Genomic DNA, 24,351 nt, shown 5'->3' with positions numbered 1-24,351 from the left:
CTCGGCTTTGGATGCGTGGTGGCGTCCGGAGGCGCATGATGCCACGGATTTGGGAGAGATCGTTACGGCAAGGTGCGGGTGTGTCATTTCGGGCGCCGGCTACTGTGTGAATGTTGCAGTCAACCTCGATGAGGGAAGTGGATCTTGGCGCCGTTGGCGATTTCTGAGTTTCTCGACCCGACACCAGCGGCTTTGTCAGAGCAGTGGACGTCGGTATTGGCACGCCAAATTCCTCCGCCAAAAACGAACCAAGTGAACTTTGTGCCATCCGAAGTGGTGCTGTCGCTATGCGCTTCCTTGTTGGTCGACCACAGCAGGTTCGGTAGCGGGTCCGCTCATCGTGCAGGCATGCCTGTGCAACACCTAGCGCGATTATTCAAGCGTCCACCGACCAGCTTCATCGCGAAGATGGCAAACCTCGACGGGAGTCGCAGCAACGGGGGTCGGCACGAAGTTGAAGTTGCGGCGCGGATGCTCTCAGACAGCGAGCTTCTTCAAGACGTCTACCTGCGAATCCTGCGGTCGGCCAGGCAACACGGAATCGACGAAGTTACTTTGCCGGACTTCCTGGGCCTCGAGCACGGCGAAATACTGTGGCTCGCGGGTCAAGAAGAGCTGGTGGAGAGCGAGATCGAAAAGTCATTGGAACTGACTCTCGAAAAGTGGTCTAAAGTGCGTGACGATATTCCGATAGAAACCACGCAGCGGTTGCTAACTTCCACCGTGCGTGTGGGGCAGCACCGTTTCGCAGAAGGCGTGCTTCGTAATCACCAGCACCGATGCGTGTTTTGCGGACTCAGCGCGAATATCGGCGGACGCCGCCGTCCACGACTTCTCACCGCGAGTCACATAAAACCTTGGCGTGACAGCACCGGTAGGGAACGCCTCGACCACCGGAATGGTTTCACCGCCTGCCCGACCCACGACGTCGCCTTTGACACAGGACTGATCACCGTCGACAAGGAACTCAACCTTCACTACGCACCTGGTGTCGAGAACGAGATGCTGACCGAAGGCCCGCTGCGCGCGGCGCTCGGAAAGCCACCCCTCACAGACCGTTTGATACTGCCCGATGCTGCCGACCGGCCAGACATCGCCTACCTGGACTGGCATCGTACGCAGATTTACGTCGCATCCTGAAGTTTAGGTTGTGGCCGATGAATTGGGCATCCAGGAGCAGCTTTCGCGGTGCCGGTGGAGAGCACCCCGATCTGGGTGGTGAGCTAGGTTGGCGGGCAACCGAAGTGGCATGCCATCGAGAGACTCGTACTCCGTGCCCGTCAGCTTGGGATCGACTCGGATAAGGAAATTCTCGTCCACCGTGATGCGTCGGAGATCGAACAACGTGTGGAGATCGGCACGCAGCAGAAGCCCGTTGGTTACGTGATGCGTGTTCTCACCAAAGTAGCGGTCGATATGAGCGGCTTCGAGCACTGATGGCACTGAGGTTGCGGTCATAGCGCAGGCACCGTGGTAGTTGTCCATGAGAGATTTCCGAAACGCACCCTGGCCTTGGCGAATCACGATCAAGCGCTCGGCTCGCTTGCGCATGTCCTCGCCTTGGACGTACGGGTCGTCGATTCGTGAGGGAACAACAGACGAGTCGACGGTGATAGTCGTCGCATACGGCCCGATGGTGCGGTCAGTTTGGGAGGCGAATAGTGATCGCAAGTAATCGACTTGCTGTGTGGTTTGGAATTCGCGGGGAGCTTGCGCCGTGAATGCGGTCCCGAGCAGCTTCTGCGCCTCGCCCCAGCGGGGGTCGACGGTTCTCTGTGTGTTGACCAGCTGGAAGTGGAACCTGTACTTGTAGCCGTAGTTCGGATCGGTCCAAGGAAGCGTGCTTGGATCCACGACTTCCACTCCCGAGGACACAATTCCCCAGCCGGCCATGCCTGCATGCGCGACCTTGGGCTTCTCGCCGGAAAGCCAGAAGAAAACGTCGTCGCCTTGTTGGATATTGAAACGCTTGGGCATGTCCCAGAAGCTATTGGCTTGGGCGATCTCCCAGTTCTCAAGCTTATCGCCGTCTATCGGAACTATCCAAGCGGACATTTAGTCATGCACCTATCCGGTATCGCACCGGGTGGAGGCATGTCCTGTGGCGGAAGCCTGTCGGGCCGAGCTCGTTTTCTGCTAGAAGTGTGTTTCGAACGGAAGGTCAGAGGTGTTCGCTCACCAACGAACGCAAAGCTTTTCGAGTTTCTTCGTCTGTCGAGTAGATGACAGTTCCAACCATGCCTCGGGTGAGCAGAACTTTGTAGATGTTGCGGATCAAGCGGTTGAACCGGACGTCGCCGATCTTCTTGGTGTTTTTGAGATCCGGGTCGCGGTTGGCGGTGCGTACCGTGGTGAATGCGCCGTTGCGCCAGACAATGTCAGGTCCAAGAATGACACCGTTCCAGTCGTATTCGAAACCCTGTGCGGTGTAGACGCATCCAACTTGCCCGAAACCGCCGTCTTCCGTAGCCCAAAGCGGGGCCGGAGGTGCGTCTCCGATTCGTCTGTCACTCTTGCTGTTCCAGGGACGGGACCAGTTGTCGATCTCTACGTCCGGCACGAGAGTGCCATCTTTCTCGGCGTTGCTCCATGGCCAGCAGTACCCGGCCGTCATGCGAGCCGAATATCCACGTTCGATCTGTTGTGACAGCAGATGTTCCATCTCCTGCGGTGTGTCGGCGATACGAACTGAGAACTGCGGATCGCCAGCCCAGGCTACGGGCTCACCTTCTGCCAGTCCGAGAAGCTGTTTGACCCAGAGAACGTACTCTTCGCTACCACCGCAACGGAATTGCTCACCGAGGTGAACGTGTTGCGTTTCCAATCCGAGAGACTTTGCATGTCGCTCGATCTGCTCCAGTGATCCCATCTCGCCGGGTCGCACCACCTGGTACTCGTCGAGCAGGAAAACGGGGACGCGTGCTGCTGCCATCAATTCGTCGAGCTGAGGACGCTCCGTTCGAAGCTCTGCCTTGGTGTAGCGGTCGACTGAGGTCTCACGGATACGGTGAGCTTCGTCGAGAACTAGTACGTCGAGTCCGTTGCGGTCAGCGGTCATGAATTGGTTGAAATACTTGAACATCTTCTGCACCCGTGGAGCGCGGGCGCCGGCGACCTTGCGAAGTGTCTGAGTGAAGGATCGGGAACCTGTGGCGTGCAATACCGTTCGACCGCGCCGCGCGAGTTCACCGACTAAGGACAGTGCGACGACACTTTTTCCACTGCCAGGCCCTCCGGTGACGATGATGATTCGCTTGTGATCGAGTTGGTGAGCTTGATCCACTGCGTGGAGTACGAGGTCGACAGCTAGTTGCTGCTCACCAAGGAGATGGAACTGCGGTCGATCGCGGACCTCGGCGGCAGCTACCTTGAGCAATTGTTGAGAGGGTGCCACTGCGGAACGGATCAAAGTATCACCGGCAGTGTGTCCGGAGGACTCAGTCGAGAGCCGAGATTTGAGGAAGGTTTGCATATCTCCGCGGTCGGCTCCGGTAAACAACCGGCCGCTGAGGGAGACGGGATACGACCGTAGTTCTGCGACGGCTGCGGGATCCGTGGCGTTGTGGAGGTAGGCCACGCCGGCAACCGCATCGGGCTGATCTGCAAGAGCCTTCGCGAAATCTGACAGATACTCGCAATAGCCCTTGACTTGTGCGACAGGGTGCAGTTTGGGGCCACCGGGCATCCCCGGCACATCGACGAGGTCAATGCTGCCTTCATATCGTTGGGCGGCCGACCATTGCTTGAGTTCCACCACGACATATGACGGTCGGCCGGTAGTCGGATGTAGTCCGGCCAGTACGACATCAGCGCGCTGAGACGTGAGAGGTAAGTGGTACTCGACCAACATCTCGACGCCGCCCAAACCGGCTTCGATCAAATCATTGGCTAGAACGGGAAGGCTGCGGCTCCACGACTTCTGCTCCGATTCACTTGCGCGCCGGCCGGTACGAAACAGCATTTGTTCCAACAGCTGTTCCACCAAGGAATCAGGATTCGCCATCGCGCCAATCCTGTTGGCAGAAGTACGAAGCAAGGTCACAGTGAGGTCCCCCAGGCAGCACGAATCGAGTCGTGCGGGTGGGGGCATGTCCGTGGCTGTGAATCACAGCGGAAGTCCGTCGGGCCGCGCTCAGTACATTAGCGGAAGCGCGGCCTGACGGATTGAGCGACTCGTGCCGCGCTACGATCCTGCGCGGTAGTGCTCATCGATCTTGATCAGCTGACCGGATTGAAGCCCGAGGTGAATGCAAGCGTCGAGTCGTTCCCGGGTTGGAGTGGTCAGTCGCTTCTGATTGAAGACTGCCAAAGTTCGACGATGCAGGGAGTCTACATCCGACTTGCTACCACAGACCGCCATCATGGCATTCACGATCTCCTCGGGCGCAATGTCCATCAAACTTCGCGTGATCTCGGCCGGGGTGGTGCGGTAGCCACGCCAGCCAATCGGGTTGAGTTCCTTCGGCCAGACAAAGTCGCCGAGTCCTGATTTTTTGATCAACTCGGCCGGAATGCAACGAACGATCGTCTCCCGTTTCCCGGCCGAGACACGGTCGAGACCGAAGCGCCGGCCGACGTCACGGGCCAAACGGTCCATCGAGATCGGGCCTTCGATGTTTACTGTTTCCCGCACTGCACTCAGGATCGTTTGCTGAACCGAGGGTGAATCCACGCGATCGAGATCACCGCGTGGTCCGAGCGTTGTTGTGGGCGCCTCCAGATACGTGGTTCCGCGTCCATCCCAATCCCGGGCAACAGGACTGGCAGGGGGCGTATCAGCTGCAGCCATCCGACCGATCAGGACGGGTTCGTCGGACACTTCAGCGGGGTGGTCGGGCTCATCCGATTTCAGCCAGCGGGTGTTGTCGGCTGAGAAGTCGACCGATATCGACACTTCGAGTTCAGCCAGCGCAGCGGCAGCGATAGCTTCGGCCTGAGCCAGTGCTGCGGCGTCGATCTGGGCTTGCCGTTCGGCCATGCGGAGCTTCGATCTGGTCAGCGCTTCCTTGACTTGTTGGACAACGGATTCGGGGTTGTCGATCCAATTGGGAAGCCACACGCGAACTGAAGCTCCCCAATGCATCATCGACTCGAGAAGCTGTGGTGTCAGATCGCGGTCAGCGACCGTCGGACGCTCAGCCCACGCCGGCCCGTCGAGCAGGATTGCGACCTGCCAACATTCGGATTCTGGTTCACGAAGAACAATGTCCAGAACAAAGTCTGACAGACCGTAATTTGCTTCGACTTCGTATCCCTGTTGGCGCAAGGCTTCACAGATCGACTCCTGGATCTGATCGGACGTGTTCTGGGGGCGTGGTTGGGACGAGGCGTTGCCGGAGCGATCAGGTTGTGCAGCGAGTTCCAGATATCCGCGAAGATGCGCCATTCCAACCGACTTGGTGCGTGAAAGATCGATGTCCGAAGGCTCGAACGAGGTGAAGATGACAACCTTTCGGCGGGCACGGGTAATGGCGACGTTCAATCGTTTCTCGCCACCAGTACGAGTCAGCGGACCGAAGTTGAGTGGCATCTTCGAATCGTCCTGCTTCTTCGAGAATGCCGTTGTGAAGAGAATGACATCTCGCTCGTCGCCCTGCACGTTCTCGAGATTCTTGACGAAGATTCCGTCTTCCTTGTCGGTGCGCAGTTGGTCGAGGACCAATGGGTCTCCGGTCTTCTCGAGCAAATCGAGCACCAGGGTCTGTTGCTGTGCGTTGAACGTGACGACGCCGATGCTTTGAGACGCCAGATTGGCATTCGACAGGCGCTGGCGAATCTCGGCCACAATCGCTTCCGCCTCGACAATGTTGGTTCGGTGCAGTTGTTTAGTCTCGCGATTGAAATGTCCCGGCACTCTTCGCCATTCGACGCCAGCTGTGGCATCGCCGCCAGGTGAAGGCAAACTCGCGAGGCGTCCCTCGTAGTACTTGCGGTTGGAGAAGGCGATCAGAGATTCGTCTTGACTCCGGTAATGCCAGGATAGCCACAGCCGTGGAACCCCAGATTCAACGGACTCCGTCAGAATGCTCTCGAGATCCTCCGGTATGACCTCGTCATCTTCAGTGACATCGTCGCCATCGCTTGCGGTCACCTGGCCGATTGCAGTCGGCGGCATTTGCTGCGAATCGCCGACGATCACGGCCGAGCGGGCGCGGCCCAGCGCGCCGATGGCTTGAGGGACAGTGACCTGCGAGGCCTCATCGAATACAACGACGTCGAATGTGGCTGATCCCGGCGGCACGAACTGAGCCAAGGACGTGGGGCTGACGAAGAAGCACGGCGTTGCTGCCAAAATGTGGTCTGAGTAGCGAGTCATCAACTGACGGAAGGTGGTTCCACCGCGCTTGGCATCGAGTTGGCGTCGAAGCTGCCCGATTTCGCCAGACAGCGCACCGGCCTTGAATAGGCGTCGGTCGAGCAATGCAGCGGGCAGGGCTGCGATCTGTTCCTCGCGTTGAGCCGCCGAGGCTCGGGCGTAGTCGAGAGTCTCGCCATCCTTGAGGGCCTTGTTGAAATTGGTGAGTCCCTGCGTTCTTCTGTGTTCGTTCAGCGAAGCAACTGCCAGGCCACGGATGAAAGCGACTTCAGCGTCCGAAGAGTTGATAGCGCCCGTGAGAAGTTCATGGGCAAAGACATTCAGCTCGGCAGTTTGCAGTGGCTCGAGGAATGTCGACATTGTCGACCACTTGCGAACGGACGCTCCCGCGTCTGCATCGATCGAAAATCTCCAGGCTTCTGAGTCGCGACCCCACGCGGACAGCCAATGGGACTCATCACACCAACGGTCGAACTCGGCGTCGCTGAACCCGAGGAGTTTCTTCCAGGTGAGCCACGCTTGTGACACCGCTGCGAGCGCATCGATGTTCTGTTGGGACACAAGACCGGACTCGACCAGGATCCGCCACATGCCCGGGTGTGCGCGGATGTAGTCACCTGACATATCGATGAAGTCGAACGCCGGCTGAAGTTGCTGTGCTGCGTCAGCGTTGAAAGGGTTCCAGACCGGGGGAGCAAATGGCCCGAGCAGGGTGCGCATGTGTTCGACAGTTTGTCGAGTCAATTCGCGTGCGCTGGAAATCGATCGCAACAACGGCAATGCGGTGTCCGGATCGATCGCCACGCCAGGCAATAGTGCCGGTGCAACATCGCGGATGAATTGCTCGGTTCGCTTCTTTTTGCCGAATATGCCCTTGCTGACCTCCTCGGCCGCTACGATTAATGGTTCGACGGAACCAGATCCGATGAAGTTCGGCATGAAAACTGCAGTGAGTGGCGCACATTGCTGTTGGAGCAGGGTCAGCTCACTGAGTAGTGAAGTGCGGGACGTTGTCCATTGGGTGCCCTGCATGCGCTCGACTACGGTCGGGTCGGCGATCATCCAGTTCGACTGCCGGCGGGCCTGCGGCAACAAGACCTCGATCTCGGCGGGAGTGCGCATCCGCTCGATGATCCGCAAAGCAGGCGGGGTCTGCTGTACGAGCGCAAGTGCGGAGTTCATCTGCGCCGAAGCGGAGCGGAACGAGTCTTCCGATGCTGCCGGATCGATCGCTCCGACGATGGTCCACGGATTGACGCGATTTATCGTGACCGACCGGGCAGCACGTTCGAATTGCTGCAATGCGTTGGTGACTGCTCGAACGCTGACCTTAGGGGACGCAACATAAGGCGCAGGAATTGTGGCCGTCGGGCCGTCGCCAAGGCTGAGGACTGTGTCGTAGGCAGTCCACAGTGTGTGCTCGACGCCGTTCTCGGTGTGAATCTTGGACGGATAGTCGTCGAGCGGGACGTGCTTGGCCCGCAACTCAGCGAGCTTTGCTGACCAGGCGCGCTGATTGTAGTGAACAGAATGATCGATCGCGGTCTTCAGCTGAGCGCGAATAGCGTTAGCGCTCTGACTCTTTCCATGTAGGTCCAGCGTGAATTCGGCCAGGCCGACCTTTGTCAGCCGCTTTTTCACCACCTCGAGGGCGGCTTGCTTCTCGGCTACGAACAACACGGTCTTGCCCTGAGCCAGAGTGTGCGCAATGAGGTTGGTGATGGTTTGTGACTTGCCGGTACCGGGAGGGCCCTCCAGGACGAAGGAGTGACCATCCGCTGCCAATGCCACTGCACGGAGCTGTGAGCCATCGGCAGGGATTGGGACGGGCACGTCGAGTTCTTTGACCGGTACAGCTTCAATCTCGGTACCGTCCGGGCGACGTGAATCTCGGAACGACTCACCAGCATGATGAGTCAGATGACGAACGATGGGGCTCTGCTCAAGAAGGTCCCAGTGATCGTCGAGGTCTTTCCACATGCCGAAAGTTCCGAACTGGCAAATGGCCAGTGACGCAGTTTCATCGATGCGGAAATCCAAGTTGTGCTCGATCATCGCCGAGCGAATGCCCTTGAGAGCTGCGTCGATGTCTATGCCGCTCTCATCGAGAGGTGGCGTCTCCAAAGAAGGAATCGAGACACTGTGCTTGAGCCGTAGCCACTCGACGAGGCAGTAGTTTGGTGTTGATGTGCCGGACGTGTCGACCACAATCCTGAAGGGGCTGCGCCCAGAGCCGCCAGTAACCTTGACGGGCAACAAAAATAGGGGAGCTCGCGCTGGCCGTCCGGTGCTGGTGGCATGCATCAATCCGCCGAATGTCAGATAGAGATTGGCGTTGCCGGTCTCCTCGAACATGGTGTGCGCGGTGCGTTGCAGGTGCTTGAGTCGGGCTGTATATACGTCGTGCTTGACGACTGCATAGATTCGCTTTCGGTCGCGTAAATAGTCGAGAACCGTTGCATCATCGATGTCTTGGGCTTGGCGTGCGCCTTGGAGTTCGTGGATCGAACTCAGTTCGTCGTGGGGAGTGAGCTCAATGGGAACGTCTGCATGCACCAAATCATCGAGTAATGCGAGTCCGCCGATGGGGACATGGAGATCGATAACTTCCCGCGACTCTTTCAAATTGAGCAGACGGTTCCGTGTACTGAGGTCAAGCAGGGATCGCTTCCATTTCTGAACTCGTGGGGGAGAAGCGTCAGTTGCATCGAAGACCGTGTCAACCGAATTCTGTTTAGTGAGAAGGTTATCGGGCAGGCTGAGGTCCGGCTGAATTTTGCCGGCGGCGGTGCGCTCGGATATTGGCGATGCGAATTCGTCGAAGGTTGGAAGCGGCCGCACACCGTCCTTGCGGGCGGATGCGATCGCGACAAGTCCATGGAGGTCGTCCGGCTGGGAGAAGTGGCGTCTAGCATGTGCCACAGCATTTTTGAAGGATCCTTCGGGGCTGCTGTCGTAGTATGCAGCTTCGACGGCTACGACTTTTCCGGAATCGAAGAGATTGGCTATCGCGTTCGACTCGAGAATGACGCTGTGTGAGAGGTGAGCTTCTTCTTGCATGAATCCAGCGAATGCATGTCCCTTGACAAGCCAGATGACCGGTCGCAGTCCGGCCGCTTCCAAACATGCTGCATAGGTGACTGCTAGATCGATGCACGTTCCGAAACATTCATCGAGTACCTGTGCCGTCGTTCGGATCTTCTGGCCCGTTCCTTCGAACGAGGCAGGCGGATCGATATAGCGAATCTGACGGAGGCGTAGGGCTTCGTAGGTTGCTGCCGCGATCTCTGCAGCACGTTGTGGTCCGCGCTGATACCCCTCGAGTGAGGTGGAACCGGTGAGGTTGCCAAGAAGCTCGGACGCGGCGTCGAGAACATTGCTCACAGCTCGGGTGTTTGGCTGAACAAAGGCTGCCAGTGAATCGAAGAACTCGGGGGCATTGAACCACTCGTTGTGGGCTAGAACTCTAATCGGCACATTCAACGCGATGTCATCGCCCCAAAGGCGTGAGACGGTGACCGCGATGGTGGCAGGGTAGCTCTCGTTCAGTTCTCGAAGGTGCGGAACAGTTGGCACGACGGCCGCGTAGTCGTCCCAGAACGCCTCGTGACCGGGAGCGAGAGAACCGTCGACGATGTCAGTTCGAGCCGGTGAGAGTTCCTGGCCGGCACCGTGCAGTTGTACGGTTGCTTTCATATCGACGACGGGCGAATCGGAGTTGTTAGTGATCGAGAGCCCCCGTACCAGCGGTACTCCGTTGTGGACCAGAGCCAGGTTCACGGCGGGGTGTGTATGAAGTTCGATGGAGATGCCATCAACTTCCGTACGGCATCGGTCCCGTGCTGATTCACGCTCGTTCACTTTTCCTCCGAATCGTATTCCACAATTTACCCGGACGAAGATTCCAACTCCGTACGATCAAATTAATTACGTTAGGGCATGGCACTGACTGGTCTGCAGTGTCTAGGCGTTTTGCGGCACATTCCCACTATCGTTTCGCATACTTTTCATGTGAGATCTCTTATTGTCTGTGACTGATGAACGAGGGATTGCGAATTTCAGAACAGGCTGGGCGTTGCGCATTCGCCCTGTCTGCGCCTCTTGAGAAATAGGGTCTAGACCCTGAAATATTCGATCCACAAGGCACAGCTACCTGACTCCGATACCTCGGCTAGCCAGATGAATGCTGCGAGGAGCGAAACTGCAACGCCGGGTGTCACGGTCGAGGATGCGCAGATCGTAGGTTCGCGCCTGGTACCAGCGAACGCGGCCGGCTGGCGGACCGTAACGAGATAGCCGCGCTTGCATTTCACGGTATCGACCGGAATAGCGTTCGCCGCCGAAGGCTGGATGTTGTCGCTTCCGGCGGTACTGGAAAGTGGCAACAAACGTCAGCGCGCGTGCATCTCTGCAATCGCAGAGATGCACGCGCGCAATACTAGCCGTGGGTTATTGCTTACTCGCTGGGCGTCGAGGTGACCGCCCTGATGCTGAGCTCGCCGTCTGCATCATCGCCGCACGCACAGTCACAGTCTCCGCCGCAGCCACCGGTGGTGCATTCGCCGGCGTAGCTGTCGTCATCCGCGTCGCAGTCGAGGGACCCTCCGAAGGATTCAGCAAAATCGTCGTCGAGTTCGTGAGTGAAGTCGTGAACCTCGTCGATCAGGTTCAGCAGATGCTGCGGAGCGAAGGGATCGGCGTCGAGCATCGTGGAGACCAGTAGGTGGTCGCCGCTGAAGGCGAAGCGCAGGCGTGGCCATTCCTGCGCGAGTTCGATCAGTCGAGTCGCAGCGTGCGAGGGATTGCCGAGGCCCGTCAGGACCGAGGACCAGACGTTGATCTGAGGGCCGTCATCCGCAACAGTTACGTAGACGACAAACCCGTGAACCGGCACGACAATGTCGCCGTCGTCATCGGTGGCAGGCTCACTGCCCAGTAGTTCGGCGAGAGTTTGAACGCACAGGCGAACCAATTCGTCGCGCTCGTCCGTCACCAAGGCAATTGCGCCGTTGATGTGGAGGGGCTGGTCGGCGGTCGTGTCTTGGTCGCTCATGGATCCTCATGTTCTGTGCCAGTCCGAGCAGGCGCTGGGCACTGTTTTCGTGCGGTAGCTGTCAGGTCTACGGTAATCGGCGCACACTATTGTCCGCGCAGTGGATGATTGAAAATGCCTGGGCAGGTCCGCGCGATCAGGACTTTAACAGCCGACCAGCGACGTGATGCGAGCCCCGACAAATCGGACAGCCTTGTGGCAGTGAGTATCTCGGCTGTCGGTAGGTAGATCTAGCCTCCATGCATGACGGGTCAGAGAGTTCGGCGAGCTTCACATCTGCGTTTGGTAGCTGCATATCAAGCGGCGCAAAGCCAGATGAAGGTCCTTACGCCGAGGCAGATGCGGAATCAGCGTCGACGGCCGGAGGCGGCGAACTTTGTCATGCGGATCGAACTCGATTGCATCACGCCGCCTATTTGGAGACGGTTTTCGGTTCCGTCGAATATCGAACTGGACCAACTTCATTCGATTGTGCAGGCGGTGATGGGGTGGGGAGATCAACACGCTCATCAGTGGGTGAGTGTCCATCATTCAACGGACAATGGCCCAGATCGGTATATCGCGCCAGATGTGATCGAGCGCGACGGATACCAGGAAGACGAGTTTGGTGAGGACGAAGTCCGGATCGACGAGGCAGTTACCGCGGTAGGGGAGTACGTCCGTTATGAGTACAACGCCCGCGCAAGGTGGAGTCACACGTTGGTTCTCGAGCAGATTGTCGAAGACCAGCCGATTCCTGAGCCATCCTGTCTCGACGGCGAGAGAGCGTGCCCGCCGGAGGATTCTGGCGGTCCGATCGGGTATCGCGAGTTCCTGAATGTGCAGGCGAGTACCGGACTGTTCGATCCCGAACGTTTTGTTCCCGCAGAGTCCAATGCAGCAGTCACCATTGCAGTGGCACTGCATAAATCGCCGCCTGTGGGAAGCTCGCTGTTCGAGAAGTTCTTGCGCCGCTTGTCTGTTCATTCCGCGCCGAAACTATTTGCCGCAGTTGCCGAAGCGGAGCTTCGTGGCGGATATGACAACTATTTCGAGGTGATGCGTGAAGGAGCAACCCGCCAACTGCTGTGGCTGCTGAACTCCGCGCGAGGTGGTGGGATTGTTTTGACGGCGTCCGGGGCACTTCCTTCGGACCATGTTGCGGCCGCCCGAGACGAACTCGATTGGGGCAGCGACTGGATCGGTGTCACGGCAGGGAGTGACTCGCAATTAGCAGTACTCGTTGAAGTCGCAAAGACACTGAGATTTGTCCGGAAACTCCGAGGCACATTGCTTCTGACTCGACTCGGCGCGTCAGTGCTTGCATATGAAGGCGAGCTGTGGCGTCACATCGTGTCGGCCATGCCGTTGGGAAAGGGTGAGTTGGCGCAGGAAGCCGGCCGAATTCTGTTCCTTACGTTGGCTGCCGGCTTGTCGGAGTCCGAACGTAGTGAAGTGATGATCGAAGGCCTCACGGCATTGGGTTGGTCGACAACAGACGGAACACGACTCGGGGACGACGATTGGACGTGGATGGTGCGAGACACTCTCGTGTACTTGCGAATGATCGGGGCGATTGTCTCCAATCCGCTGGACCAGCATGTTTCCGCCGATCCCGAGTGGGGCCGACGCTTTGCCAGGATGGTCCTGTCGATGTAGGTATGCGATCGAATCGAGCATCGATTTCAATCGATGCGGAGTTGTTATATGCGCTGGAAGCGCACGATTTTACTGCGGCGGAAACATGAATATTTTCGGTTGGGAAAATATCGGAGTTTTTGTTCGAAATTGCCATCATGCTATGGTCGATTCTCAGTTGTTGAATTGCGTGGTCGAGCCAAAAGCTTGCGCAGAAGATTTATTTTGTGGAGGTTGGGTTTCCGAAAAGACGAAGTGCGTGTTGCTAGTCAATTGAATATGTGACCGGTGTTGGTATGGCGGTCGCTCCTAGGGCGTGCAGAAACGAAGCGCAAAGATCCTGAACAGGGGTTTTGTGCTTTGCTCTGCCGATTATGTGCGAAGGATGTGGCATGTGACGGGGTCCGACATGGTCCAGTTCAGTACCTTGGTAATTGTTTCACTGCTTGTTGCTTTTTATGGTGGAACATTTCTGATTTCTCTTCGTATTGGTAAGAAACAGGAAAATGCCGACGGTTTTATGACCGCCGGAAACAAATTAGGATTTGGTGTTTCGGCCGCGAGTATGACGGCCACCTGGATTTGGGCGTCGTCGATGTACGCATCTGCCACTTCTGGCTACACCTACGGAATCTCCGGCCCCATTCACTACGGTTTGTGGGGCGCGTTGATGATTCTCTTCATTTATCCGTTCGGCCAGCGAATTCGTAAAGTGGCACCGAAAGCCCACACGCTGGCTGAGGTCATGTACGCGCGGCACGGACGCTCGAGTCAGCTGATGCTCGCGGGTTCCAATATCGTCGGCAGTCTCATCAGTTTGATGTCGAACTTCCTCGCTGGTGGTCTGCTGATCGCGTTACTTTCGCCGTTCAACTTCATCCAGGGTGTGTTCATCGTTGCGCTGGGCGTTTTGCTGTACACACTGTGGTCGGGCTTCCGCGCTTCGGTGTTGACCGACTTCGTTCAGCTGATCGGAATGCTCGGTGCGGTAGCGGTTTTGGTGCCGTTCATCTTCTTTGCGGCAGGGTTCCCGGCAGCCTTCGAATCCGGGGCAGGCAACCTCACTGCTGAGCAGGGCAACTTCTTCTCGAGCGTTGCCTTCTTCGAGCAGGGCGCGCCGTACATCGCGGCAGTTCTTGCCTACGCAATCGGCAACCAGACCATTGCCCAACGTCTGTTCGCGGTCCGCGAAGACCTGATCAAGCCCACCTTCATCACCGCAACCGTCGGATACGGCGCAACGGTCATTGGTGTCGGAATGCTGGGTGTTCTCGCTCTATACCTCGGAATCGAGCCGATGGATGGTGACGTCAACAATCTGATTCCGCAGATGGCCGCGTCGTACCTGCCCGGAATTTTGCTGGCTGTCTTCTTTGTCATGATCATAGGCGCGCTGTCATCGACGGCGGACTCGGACCTTGCTGCGCTCTCGTCCATCGTGATGACCGACGTTTACGGCCAAGCCGTCGCAGGCAAGGCCAATGCGAACCCTCGACGGATGCTGCTCATCGGCCGAGTAACGATGATAGTTGCCACGGCGGCGGCTATCTCCTTGGCAAGTCTGCAACTGAGCATTCTTGATCTGTTGGTGTTCGTCGGCGCGCTGTGGGGCGCGCTGGTGTTCCCGGTTATCGCGAGCTTCTATTGGGGAAAGGTCACCAACAAGGCCTTCACTGTGTCGGTGCTGGTGGCGCTTGCAGCCTTCTTGCCCGTCCGATTCAGTTGGGTGCCGATGGATGGGATGTTCGGGATCTTCTCCGACATCGTTGCCGTTGTCGGTATCGGAGTGGTGCTGGGGCTCATGGCATTTGGATTCTTCGGCCTGAAGGTTGCGCAGATCGTCGGTGGCCTGGCGATCGTGCTGTCCGCGCCGTTCGCAATCGGCTTCCTCCACGACTACCCAACGCTCAGCGGATCTTTGGTGGCCTATGCCGTCAGTACCGTCGTGTGCTTTGCGATGTCCGTCAATCAGCGTGAGACGTTCGATTTCGAACTGATCAAGCAGCGGACGGGAGACTTCGACGATGACGAGCTTCCTGCCGTGGGAGCGTCCGGAAAGTAACCGTCGAGACAAGTGGAAGGAATACGAATGAGTACAGCTCTACTGACCATTTATGTTCTGATCTGGCCGGCGTTGGTCTTGGTCGTGCTGGGAGTCATCAGCAAGGGATTCTTCAAGGATTGGGCAACTGCTCGCCGCAACGGTGAGGATCTGGTCTAACTTTTCACGCCGCCACCGACGGACTTCTTGTCGGTGGCGGCGGTCATATTGCAATCGGGACTGGGGGCAGCGTTATAGTTGCTCAGTGCAACACGACGGAGCAATAGCGCTCACCGGTCCACCAGCTGTTCATGACGAACTGGTGCACCTCACGCGGCAGCTGATGACGGGGGATCGGCATTCCGATGACCACCCGTCGATCGCGCAGCATTCCTTCCTCTCCTTCATCGGCCGCAACGACGGCTGTAAGGCCACGGAGATCTCCGAAGTCTTCGGCGTCAATCGTTCGACCATCTCGCGCCAAGTGCGCGGGTGCATCGAGGCTGGCTGGGTGTATGCCGATCCGGGATCCGTTCGTCAGGGCAATCCGCTGCATCTCACGGAGGCTGGCCGCAAATACCTCGACGCCGCCGACGCGCGTCGGCTCGACCAAGTCGCCGGCAGGCTGCACGATTGGACCGAGTCCGAGGTCGCAGACTTCGCCCGCGCACTCCACCGCTTCAGAATCAGCATCGAATCGCAGACCAACGGAGATGACACCCTGTGAGTGAGTACAGCGCCAAAGCCCAGTTCACCATCTCCGACAACGAGTCCGTGGTGCACACCGTCTTCGCGCACGCCGAGCGCACACCAGATTTGACGGTGTTCTCCCGCCCCAAGGGCGAGGGTTGGGTAGACGTCACAGCCAAAGAGTTTGCCGAGCAGGTCACCGGCGTCGCAAACGGTCTCATCGCCGCTGGTGTGCAGGCAGGCGACCGCGTCGCACTGCTCTCCGCGACCCGATACGAGTGGACGCTCTTCGACTTCGCTATCTGGGCCGCCGGCGCCGCTACCGTCCCGATCTACGATTCGTCGTCTCAGGGCCAGGTCAGCTGGATCCTCGAAGACTCCGAGGCCGTCATCGCGATCGTCGAAACCGGCGCGCACGAGCAGCTGTTCCAGGACGCGCCAAGCTCTCTCAAGGCCGTCATGCAGATCGACGACGGAGCAGTCGAAAAGCTGACCGCACAGGGCGCCGACGTTGACGATACCGAGTTGAAGAAGCGACTCGCGGGCATCAAGGCCGACGATCTGGCGTCACTCGTCTACACCTCCGGCACCACAGGCCGTCCCAAGGGATGCATCCTCACGCATCGTAACTTCCTGTCCGAGGTGCGCGGGATTCTCACGGCATCGATCGGCAAGGTGGCGGTTCCGGGAAACCGAGTCCTGACCTTCCTCCCGCTCGCGCACGTACTGGCCCGCGCGGTGTCCCTTGCGACGTTCGAAGCTGGTGCGTCGCAGGCGCACTGGTCCGACTTTGCCACCATCACAACCCAATTCGAGCGTTATAAGCCCAACACCATCCTCGGTGTTCCGCGTGTCTTCGAAAAAGTTCGTGACGGCGCAGCACGCAAGGCGGAGTCCGGTGGAAAGATTCCCGGCGCGATCTTCGCCTTCGCAGAAGCCACTGCAAAGGAGTACAGCCAGGCTCTCGACAAGGGCGGTCCCTCGCTGATCCTGAAGGTGAAGCACGCAGTGGCAGACAAGCTCGTGTACTCGAAACTTCGCGCGGCTCTCGGCGGCGAGTGCTGGTTCGCGATCTCCGGCGGCGGCGCCCTCACTCCTGAACTGGGGCACTTCTTCCGTGGGCTCGGAGTTCCGATCTACGAAGGCTATGGCCTCACCGAAACCACAGCAGCGCACTGCGTCAACGTCCCGGGTGCTCAGAAGATCGGAACCGTCGGACAGCCGATGGGCGGCAACGGGGTTCGCATCGCCGAGGATGGCGAGATCGAACTCAACGGTGGAGTCGTCTTCAAGGGATACTGGAAGAACGACAAGGCCACCGAAGAGACATTCGTCAACGGCTGGATGCGAACCGGTGATCTCGGTGAACTCGACAGCGAAGGTTACCTTTCCATCACCGGACGCAAGAAGGATCTTCTGGTGACGGCGGGCGGCAAGAACGTCTCGCCCGGCCCGATGGAAGACCGTATCCGTTCGCATTCCATCGTCTCGCAGGCAGTCGTCGTCGGCGACGGGAAGACCTACATCACGGCGTTGCTGACCGTCGACCCCGAGGTGTTCGAGAAGTGGAAGGCGGAGAACGGCAAGCCTTCTGGTGCCACCGTCGCCGAACTACGTGACGACAAGGACCTTCGAGCGGAGCTGCAGAAGGCCGTCGACGACGCCAATGCCGCTGTCTCACATGCAGAGTCGATCAAGAAGTTCGTCATTCTCGATCGCGATCTGACCGAGGAAGACGGTGAGATGACAGCGACGCTCAAGATCAAGCGCAATGTCGTCGTCGATCGGTTCTCGAAAGAGATCGAAGGAATGTACGCGAAGAGCTAGGCGCGTTTGGGGAACTGCTCGCGGTAAGCCATCACGTCGTCGAGGCGGAACCTGCGGTGGGTGCCGCGTAGTTTGATCGGGAGTTTCCCGGCGTCGGCGAGTTTGCGCACATACGTGTCCGAAACGCCGAGGATCTCTGCTGCCTGCGAGGTGGTGAGGAGCTCTGCGACTGGCCCGAGGGCGACGCTGTCCCCGGCAGCGAGGTAGGTCAGGAGCTGCACGACGGCGTCGCCGACCGACGGTGGAATCTCGATCCGGACGCCGTCGAACACCAGCGTGGTCGTGTCCGTCGAGGTTGCGGCTCTCTGGGTCAGGGCCGTTTTGATTCGCTCGGCAGCATCGCCGTCGACTGCGGAAACGATGTGGTCGATGCTCACGCGGTATATCTCCGATCGAAGGCAGTGTTTCGCAAGCATAGACAGCGACAGTGTCCGTCGGCACGCTGGCTAGCGCCGTGTGCGTTGCATTACATGAGTGCCGTGAGTGGAAAACTATTTACCCACGTAGATCGGAATTCGAAGGTTTTGGCGCCCAAAGATATTCGACTCGACGCATATGTAACTCACCAAATTTGGTGTACCCGCAAGTAACATCCTGAGCGTGGCTAGACGATCGGTAACGGTGAGATTCGACGTAGAGGAACTGAGGGCCCTAGAGACCCTCCAAGAGCTCACGGGCGCGGACATTTCCAGCGTCATTCGTGAAGCTGTGATCGAGCATGCTCGTCGATGTGTTGCACAGGGAAAGCCCCGCGACATCGCCGAGCGACGCAAATCGCTGACCTTGCAGGAAGCCTTCGCCAAGTACTCCGCGTTGTGCACCGACGAGGAGCGGGAAGCGTCGTAGCGACCGGTTGAGTTCACAGTGATTCTGACTGTGGCGCTGGGTAGTTCGTTCGAGGAATATTGCGGCAACAGAAGTGTTGCGTAGACCTCTGACAGGAGCTGGCCAGTGACGGACGTCCTCGAACTCTCCACCGATGTATTGGTGATCGGTGGTGGCCCCGCCGGCGCGTGGGCAGCGTTGCGCGCGGCCAAGGCCGGTGCAGACGTCGTCCTGGTCGACAAGGGCTACTGCGGAACGAGCGGCGCAACGGCCCCCTCCGGAACGGGTGTTTGGTACGTCGAACCGGATACGACTGCCCGTGAGCGGGCAAAGGCCGGTCGTGAGGCGCTCGGCGGATATCTTGCCGACCACCATTGGATGGACCGCGTCCTCGAGCAGACATACTCCAACATGGATCTCCTCGCGGTGGAGGGCAGATATCCGTTCCCCGTCGACTCCAGCACGGGCAAGCAGATCCGCACCGGCTTGCAGGGGCCTGAGTACATGCGACGGATGCGCACCTGGATTCGTCGAACCGGTGTGCGGATCCTCGATCATTCGCCGGCGCTGGAGTTGTTGGTGGACGACGCCGGGCGAGTTCGCGGAGCGGCGGGCTACCAACGCCACGAGCAACAGGATTACCGAGTCTCGGCAGGCGCGGTAGTGGTCGCCAGTGGAGGTTGTGCGTTTCTGTCCGGTGCGTTGGGTACCAACGTCGATACCGGTGACGGTGCATTGATGGCGGCCGAAGTCGGAGCGGAGTTCTCTGGGATGGAGTTCTCCAACGCGTACGGAATCGCAGCGGCCGGATCGACGATCACCAAGACGGCTTACTACGCGTACGCGACGTTCTTTCACGCAGACGGAAGCGTGCTCGAAGGTGCCGGTTCGGCGAAGGGGAGGTCCGTCATCGCCAGCACGTTGCGGAACGAGCCGGTCTTCGCGCAGATCGATCGGGCCGACGCTGAGGTGCAGCGTCGAATGAGGCTGGGGCAACCCAACTTCTTCCTGCAATTCGATCGCCGCGGAATCGATCCCTTCACCGACAAATTCGAGGTCGGCATGCTCGCTGAAGGCACGGTGCGCGGCACTGGGGGAATCAACGTCGTCGATGACGATTGCGCGTCATCCGTTCCAGGACTGTTTGCCGCCGGGGACGCTGCGACCCGCGAGCGAATCTGCGGAGGGTTTACCGGCGGGGGAAGTCACAACGCCGCGTGGGCGATGTCTTCTGGTTCGTGGGCGGGAAGCAGTGCTGCGCGCTATGCGCTGTCGGTCGGACGTGGGTCTACCAGTGGTCTTCGCGGAGCCGGAACCGTCGGATTGCGTAATCCGGTACGAACCGGGTTTGCTGCCGACGATGTGGTGAAAGCTGCTCAGGCGCAGCTGATTCCCTTCGACAAGAACTACCTCCGCAGCGGTGATCGAGTATCCGCAGCGCTCGGTGAGCTCGAATCGCTGTGGGGTGCAGTGAGTGCGGATCTGGGCGCGGATCCAGCAGGTCGGATGGCGGCGCGGCAGGCTGCCGCGATCACGGCCGTCGGTCGCTGGATGTACCACTCGACGTTGGCGCGGACCGAGACTCGGGGAATGAGCAAGCGTGACGATTATCCCGAACTCGATGGAACGCAGCATCATCACGTTCTCACCGGAGGTTTGGATTCGGTGTGGACCCGAACGTCGGAACCTGTCGGGTCTGCATTGGTGGCGTCATGATCGAGCTGGTGTCCGCGCCTGACTGCATCGGTTGCGACAAGTGCGTAGACGTTTGTCCTACAGATGTTTTCGATCGGACGCCGTCGGGCGTCCCGGTGATTGCGCGCCAATCGGATTGCCAGACCTGCTTCATGTGTGAGGCATATTGCCCGACGGATGCGCTGTATGTGCATCCGCAATCCACGCCGTTGGAAACGGCCGATGTGATCGAGGACGATCACATCGGCCGCTACCGAGAGAAGATCGGATGGGGCAAAGGGCGGGCACCTGGGTCCCTGACTGCGGTGGGCCCGGAGGTGCCCCGTCCGGTTACGACCTGACGAGAATCTTGACTGCAGTGTCGTTGTGCTCGATCAGAGTGGTGAATCCTTCGGAGATCAATTCTTCGAGCTGAATACGACCGGTGATGAATGGCGCCAGATCGACGACACCGTCCTGGACCATCTTGATGACCGCTTCATGGTCGCGTACGTACGCGATGGTTCCGCGTAGGTCGATTTCCTTGAGGACCAGCTTCTGCATGTCAATGGTCGCGGGCTTGCCCCAAATCGACACGTTGACAACAACTCCAGCAGGCCTGACCGTGTCGAGCATGGTGTCGAGTACTGCGTTGACGCCTGCGCACTCGAAACCGATGTCTGCGCCGATGCCTCCGCTGAGTTCGAGGACGCGCGCTTTGACGTCTTCGGTGGTGGGATCGATGACGTAGTCGGCGACTCCACTGGAGAGGGCCTTGGCTTTGCGGGCCTCGCTGAGTTCGGTGACGATCGTCGTGACACCCAGACCCTTGAGGACTGCCGCAACGAGGAGTCCGATCGGTCCGGCTCCGCCCACGATGGCGACGTTGCCGCTTTCGGCTCCACTGCGTACGACGGCGTGATGGGCGACGCTCAACGGTTCGATGAGAGCTGCCTCGTCGAGCGGGATGTTGCCGATCTTGTGGATCCAGCGACGGTCGACGACGACCTTCTCGCTGAGTCCGCCACCGCCGCCGGCCAAGCCGATGAACCCCATCTTCGTACACAGGTGGTAGTTGCCCGCCTTGCACGGGGCGCACTCGTTGCAGACGAAGTACGGCTCGACGACAACATTTTCACCGACCTCGACGTCCGTGACACCTTCGCCGACCTCTTCGACGGTGCCGGAGAACTCGTGGCCCATCGTGACCGGCGCATTCTCGTGTGAGAGTGGATGCGGGTGGCCCGGTGCGGAGACGAAGATCGGTCCCTCGAGGTACTCGTGGAGATCGGTGCCGCAGATTCCGCACCATGCGACCTTCAGCTTGACTGTTCCTGGCCGCAATTCGGGCTCAGGGATCTCTTCGATCCGGATGTCTTTCTGCCCGTGGAACCGTGCTGCCTTCATTGATCCGCACCTCATTTCGTTGTGAATCCCCTGGTAGATCGACGCTAGGCCGATTATCGGCGTGGGTGAAGGGTTGCAACGGAATGCAATGGGGTGGAACCGATCGGTGCTGGTGAGCGTCCAATACTGTGAGCGGGCCGCGAACGAGGGGGAGTGCTGTGGGAGTGAGGGGTGCAGTGGTCTTGGTCGCGGCCGCGTTGTTGGTTGGGGGGTGTTCGTCGACGGTCGAGGGCGAGGCTTTCCCTGTCGATGTGATTGGGATGTTTGATCCGTGTGAGGTTCTCGGCAATGAGGAATTGGAGAAACTCGGAGTCGACCCGGCAACAAAAGAGGTTGACATCGTTGACACGCATATCGATGGTTTCAACATTTGCTCGTGGAACGGTGAGTGGTACTTCTTGTCTCTGACATCGACCGATCATTCGCTCGTAGAGGTCGAACAGAATCCAGTCATGCGCGACCTTCATCGAGCCCAAATCGCCGGGCGCGAAGTCCTGATATACCAGGAACGCAATGACAAAACAGATTCTGCTTGCAACGTCGCGTTCGCGACCTCTCAATCCACTGCGATGATCCGCGTCGGCGCCAAGGTCGGTGCGGCGCGCGCCGAGACGCCGTGCACGCTGGTGGAACGAATTGCCGAGACAGTGATTCCATTGCTCCCGTGACAGCGGTCCTGATTGCAGCTACACCCTCGAACACAGGAGTCACATGTCGAATTTGTATCTCGATGCCAAAGTCGCCGGCGAGCTGATCGCGGCTTGCGCTGAACTCCGCGCGCAGTTCGAGGCAGCACTGAACTCCGCCGCACTACTCGGTCAATTGACAGGGTTTGGAACCCTAGGATCCGCACAGGCGCTACAGGCTAAGTTCGAGGAGAAGGCCGTCGGTGGCCACGATGCGCTCGTCGATGTGTTGGCGAGTCATATCGCGGTCGTGGAGGCAATGCAGGCTCAGTTTCAAGCCTGCATCGACAACGCATTGGATCAGGAGTCGTCGAACGTCTCGACTTTGAGGTCGATCGACCAACCGAACTGAGTCAGTGGATGTGTTGCTGCCAATCGGCTGGGACACGACCCTTAGGCCCCGGCGTCGGCTGATCTACGGGATGTGAAGTGGGCGCCGCCAATTCAGGTCCGTCGTACGCCTCGTTGGTTTCGAAGCTCCAGAACCAATCCTCACCGGGTTCGTAGCTCTGCATGAACGGATGCTTTGTCGCGGCCGCATGCTTGCTCGCGTGCTGTGACGGTGAGGAGTCGCAACACCCCACGTGACCGCATTGCGCGCATCGACGCAGGTGCACCCACCAACCGCCGCTCGCATCGCATTCGACGCATCCCGCGCCACTGGGCGGCACGCTCGGATCGATCCCCGCTGGAAGTCCGTCGGTCATGGTCCACCCTCTCGCTGACTGAAGTCGGTCATTTCATCGTGCGCTTTGCCTACCGGCCGTGCAAGGTGGCTAGTCGTCGCGCGTATCCCGCGGTGGGCCCGCGATGGGCAACAAAACTCTGAACCGGGTGTTACCGGGCTCCGACGTGACCCGCAGCTCACCACGATGCTTGCCGACCACAATTCGCCACGAAATATCAAGGCCGAGACCGGTTCCCTCACCGACAGGCTTAGTCGTGAAGAAGGGTTCGAAGATCCTGTCGATGACGTCATCGGGAATCCCGGCGCCGGTGTCGCAGATCTCGATGCACACGCGGTCGCCATCGCGGCTTGTCCGAACGGTGAGTGTTCCCGATCCGTCCATGGCAGACACCGCATTGTCGATGAGGTTGGTCCACACCTGATTGAGTTCGGCGGCGTAGGCGTCGATCGGTGGCAGCGCGAGGTCGTATTCCTTGACGACTTCGATTCCGCTTCCGATCTTTTGCCCCAACATGATCAACGTGCTGTCGAGCAATTCGTGGACATCGATGGTCTGGAAGGGAGCGCGATCCATCTGTGAATACTGTTTGGCCGCACCGACGAGCGTCGAGATTCTCGTTGTGGAGTCGGCGATCTCGTTCATCAGGAGTTCGGATTCGATGGTGTAATTCAGCCAGCGAATTGCGCCTTCGAGTACGGACTCGTCAACGGCTGCAGCAACGTTCTCGAGCCAAGCGGTGTCGAGTCCAGCCTGCACGAAGGTCGGAGCCAGGTCCCAACCTTCTCGAATCGAATGATCCTCGAACCATTCACCCAACGAATCCTCTCGATCGGAGGCTTCGAGGGGAGTGAGCGTCGGCGCCTTGGCGACAACCTCTGCAACTTCCTCTTGAAGTCGCATGAGAGTGACGAGGGCATCGCGGTCGTAGGTGCCCGATGCAACCATTCCCAGTTTGTGACGCATGCCTGCGACACGCTCGCGCAAAGACGCGGTCGCTCGAACCGCCGCGGCTGCGGGATTATTGAGCTCGTGAGTCAATCCCGCCGACAGTGATCCAAGCGCCAGCAGTCGTTCTCGTTGGTCGATGATCTGCTGGGTGTTCTTCTTGCCGAAGAAGACACCCTCGAGTAGATGTACCGCCATCGGAAACCACTCGCGCATCGCGTTGCCGAACTTGTCGGCGTCCAGGACGAAAAACGTCGAAGGAGTCGTCACTCGCATCGACCCCGCGTAGACCTGCGGTACACGATCGCCGAGATACGCCGTCCAGCCTCCCGAGTAGACGCCGCGCTGGGTGGTCCTGTTGATCTCGATGTCTTCGCCGCCCGACAGCTTGGACAGCACCACCTCGCCCTCGATGAGGACGTAGAAGCAGGTGGCAGGCTCGCCTTCGAGGTAGACCTGACCTCGATCGATCTCGGTGATATGGCCTGCCTGGCAGAGTGATTCGAGCTGATCGTCGGTGAGCTTCTCGAACAGGAACAGGGTGCGAAGCAAGTCTGGGCTGCATTCAGGAATGGACATCG

Annotated in this window: 19 protein-coding genes; 11 read left to right on the top strand and 8 right to left on the bottom strand. The window is 59.0% G+C overall.

Annotated features, from left to right (window positions below; all coding sequences use genetic code 11):
* The first annotated feature begins 144 nt into the window (after positions 1 to 144).
* The gene (locus tag AC1Q6C_RS28205; protein ID WP_039972632.1) at positions 145 to 1,140 is read left to right on the top strand and encodes an HNH endonuclease; all 996 of its coding nucleotides are present in this window, start codon (positions 145 to 147) and stop codon (positions 1,138 to 1,140) included.
* A 3-nt stretch (positions 1,141 to 1,143) separates the two neighbouring features.
* On the opposite strand, the gene AC1Q6C_RS28200 is transcribed toward AC1Q6C_RS28205, so the two are convergent.
* The 4 genes from AC1Q6C_RS28200 to AC1Q6C_RS28185 form a co-directional block, all read right to left on the bottom strand.
* Positions 1,144 to 1,977 carry an HNH endonuclease gene (locus AC1Q6C_RS28200; RefSeq protein WP_165639738.1) on the bottom strand — a complete coding sequence of 278 codons (834 nt, stop codon included), beginning with the start codon at positions 1,975 to 1,977 and terminating at the stop codon, positions 1,144 to 1,146.
* A gap of 184 nt (positions 1,978 to 2,161) precedes the next feature.
* On the bottom strand, positions 2,162 to 4,042 hold the full coding sequence (locus tag AC1Q6C_RS28195; RefSeq protein WP_328512021.1) for a DUF2075 domain-containing protein: 1,881 nt from the start codon (positions 4,040 to 4,042) through the stop codon (positions 2,162 to 2,164).
* A 141-nt stretch (positions 4,043 to 4,183) separates the two neighbouring features.
* Positions 4,184 to 10,096, bottom strand: coding sequence for an anti-phage protein ProA (gene proA / locus AC1Q6C_RS28190; RefSeq protein ID WP_230358888.1), 5,913 nt, complete (start codon positions 10,094 to 10,096; stop codon positions 4,184 to 4,186).
* A gap of 676 nt (positions 10,097 to 10,772) precedes the next feature.
* On the bottom strand, positions 10,773 to 11,369 hold the full coding sequence (locus AC1Q6C_RS28185) for a T3SS (YopN, CesT) and YbjN peptide-binding chaperone 1 (protein ID WP_007726024.1): 597 nt from the start codon (positions 11,367 to 11,369) through the stop codon (positions 10,773 to 10,775).
* A 339-nt stretch (positions 11,370 to 11,708) separates the two neighbouring features.
* Here AC1Q6C_RS28185 and AC1Q6C_RS28180 point away from each other — a divergent pair, with 339 nt between their 5' ends.
* From AC1Q6C_RS28180 to AC1Q6C_RS28160, 5 genes are all read left to right on the top strand, one after another.
* Positions 11,709 to 13,007 (top strand): plasmid pRiA4b ORF-3 family protein, encoded by a 1,299-nt coding sequence (locus AC1Q6C_RS28180; protein ID WP_306674061.1) that lies wholly within the window; start codon positions 11,709 to 11,711, stop codon positions 13,005 to 13,007.
* Between the two features lie 388 nt (positions 13,008 to 13,395).
* Positions 13,396 to 15,048 carry a sodium:solute symporter family protein gene (locus tag AC1Q6C_RS28175; protein ID WP_172436616.1) on the top strand — a complete coding sequence of 551 codons (1,653 nt, stop codon included), beginning with the start codon at positions 13,396 to 13,398 and terminating at the stop codon, positions 15,046 to 15,048.
* Positions 15,049 to 15,075: 27 nt separating this feature from the next.
* A complete protein-coding gene (locus tag AC1Q6C_RS28170) occupies positions 15,076 to 15,207 on the top strand; it encodes a putative transporter small subunit (protein WP_003941363.1) in 132 nt (43 codons plus the stop codon).
* Between the two features lie 85 nt (positions 15,208 to 15,292).
* Entirely contained in the window at positions 15,293 to 15,754 is a 462-nt protein-coding gene (locus AC1Q6C_RS28165; protein ID WP_230358887.1) for a MarR family winged helix-turn-helix transcriptional regulator, read from the top strand.
* Positions 15,751 to 17,544 carry an AMP-dependent synthetase/ligase gene (locus AC1Q6C_RS28160; RefSeq protein WP_230358886.1) on the top strand — a complete coding sequence of 598 codons (1,794 nt, stop codon included), beginning with the start codon at positions 15,751 to 15,753 and terminating at the stop codon, positions 17,542 to 17,544. Before AC1Q6C_RS28165 ends, AC1Q6C_RS28160 begins: the two co-directional genes overlap by 4 nt.
* Here AC1Q6C_RS28160 and AC1Q6C_RS28155 read toward each other — a convergent pair.
* Entirely contained in the window at positions 17,541 to 17,921 is a 381-nt protein-coding gene (locus AC1Q6C_RS28155) for a helix-turn-helix domain-containing protein (protein WP_058227706.1), read from the bottom strand. The two genes, AC1Q6C_RS28160 and AC1Q6C_RS28155, sit on opposite strands and share 4 nt — an antisense overlap.
* A gap of 223 nt (positions 17,922 to 18,144) precedes the next feature.
* Between AC1Q6C_RS28155 and AC1Q6C_RS28150 the strand changes: the two genes are divergently transcribed.
* From AC1Q6C_RS28150 to AC1Q6C_RS28140, 3 genes are all read left to right on the top strand, one after another.
* Positions 18,145 to 18,390, top strand: coding sequence for a hypothetical protein (locus tag AC1Q6C_RS28150; RefSeq protein ID WP_020908376.1), 246 nt, complete (start codon positions 18,145 to 18,147; stop codon positions 18,388 to 18,390).
* A 105-nt stretch (positions 18,391 to 18,495) separates the two neighbouring features.
* On the top strand, positions 18,496 to 20,085 hold the full coding sequence (locus AC1Q6C_RS28145; RefSeq protein ID WP_230358885.1) for an FAD-dependent oxidoreductase: 1,590 nt from the start codon (positions 18,496 to 18,498) through the stop codon (positions 20,083 to 20,085).
* On the top strand, positions 20,082 to 20,405 hold the full coding sequence (locus AC1Q6C_RS28140; RefSeq protein WP_007726052.1) for a 4Fe-4S dicluster domain-containing protein: 324 nt from the start codon (positions 20,082 to 20,084) through the stop codon (positions 20,403 to 20,405). Before AC1Q6C_RS28145 ends, AC1Q6C_RS28140 begins: the two co-directional genes overlap by 4 nt.
* On the opposite strand, the gene AC1Q6C_RS28135 is transcribed toward AC1Q6C_RS28140, so the two are convergent.
* Positions 20,395 to 21,450 (bottom strand): 2,3-butanediol dehydrogenase, encoded by a 1,056-nt coding sequence (locus AC1Q6C_RS28135; RefSeq protein WP_492666920.1) that lies wholly within the window; start codon positions 21,448 to 21,450, stop codon positions 20,395 to 20,397. The two genes, AC1Q6C_RS28140 and AC1Q6C_RS28135, sit on opposite strands and share 11 nt — an antisense overlap.
* A gap of 176 nt (positions 21,451 to 21,626) precedes the next feature.
* Here AC1Q6C_RS28135 and AC1Q6C_RS28130 point away from each other — a divergent pair, with 176 nt between their 5' ends.
* Positions 21,627 to 22,118, top strand: a complete 492-nt coding sequence (locus AC1Q6C_RS28130) for a DUF3558 domain-containing protein (RefSeq protein ID WP_230358884.1) — start codon at positions 21,627 to 21,629, stop codon at positions 22,116 to 22,118.
* 43 nt (positions 22,119 to 22,161) lie between these two features.
* Positions 22,162 to 22,488 carry a hypothetical protein gene (locus AC1Q6C_RS28125; protein WP_058227705.1) on the top strand — a complete coding sequence of 109 codons (327 nt, stop codon included), beginning with the start codon at positions 22,162 to 22,164 and terminating at the stop codon, positions 22,486 to 22,488.
* A 1-nt stretch (position 22,489) separates the two neighbouring features.
* Here the strand turns inward: AC1Q6C_RS28125 and AC1Q6C_RS28120 are convergent, their stop codons facing one another.
* The gene (locus AC1Q6C_RS28120; protein ID WP_058227704.1) at positions 22,490 to 22,843 is read right to left on the bottom strand and encodes a UBP-type zinc finger domain-containing protein; all 354 of its coding nucleotides are present in this window, start codon (positions 22,841 to 22,843) and stop codon (positions 22,490 to 22,492) included.
* Positions 22,844 to 22,912: 69 nt separating this feature from the next.
* The gene (locus tag AC1Q6C_RS28115) at positions 22,913 to 24,349 is read right to left on the bottom strand and encodes an ATP-binding protein (protein ID WP_003941311.1); all 1,437 of its coding nucleotides are present in this window, start codon (positions 24,347 to 24,349) and stop codon (positions 22,913 to 22,915) included.
* Positions 24,350 to 24,351: the final 2 nt, after the last annotated feature.

The sequence above is a fragment of the Rhodococcus sp. MT28 genome (assembly GCF_058792695.1).
Note: the sequence above shows the minus strand (reverse complement) of the source record. Positions and strands in the feature narration are given on the sequence as shown.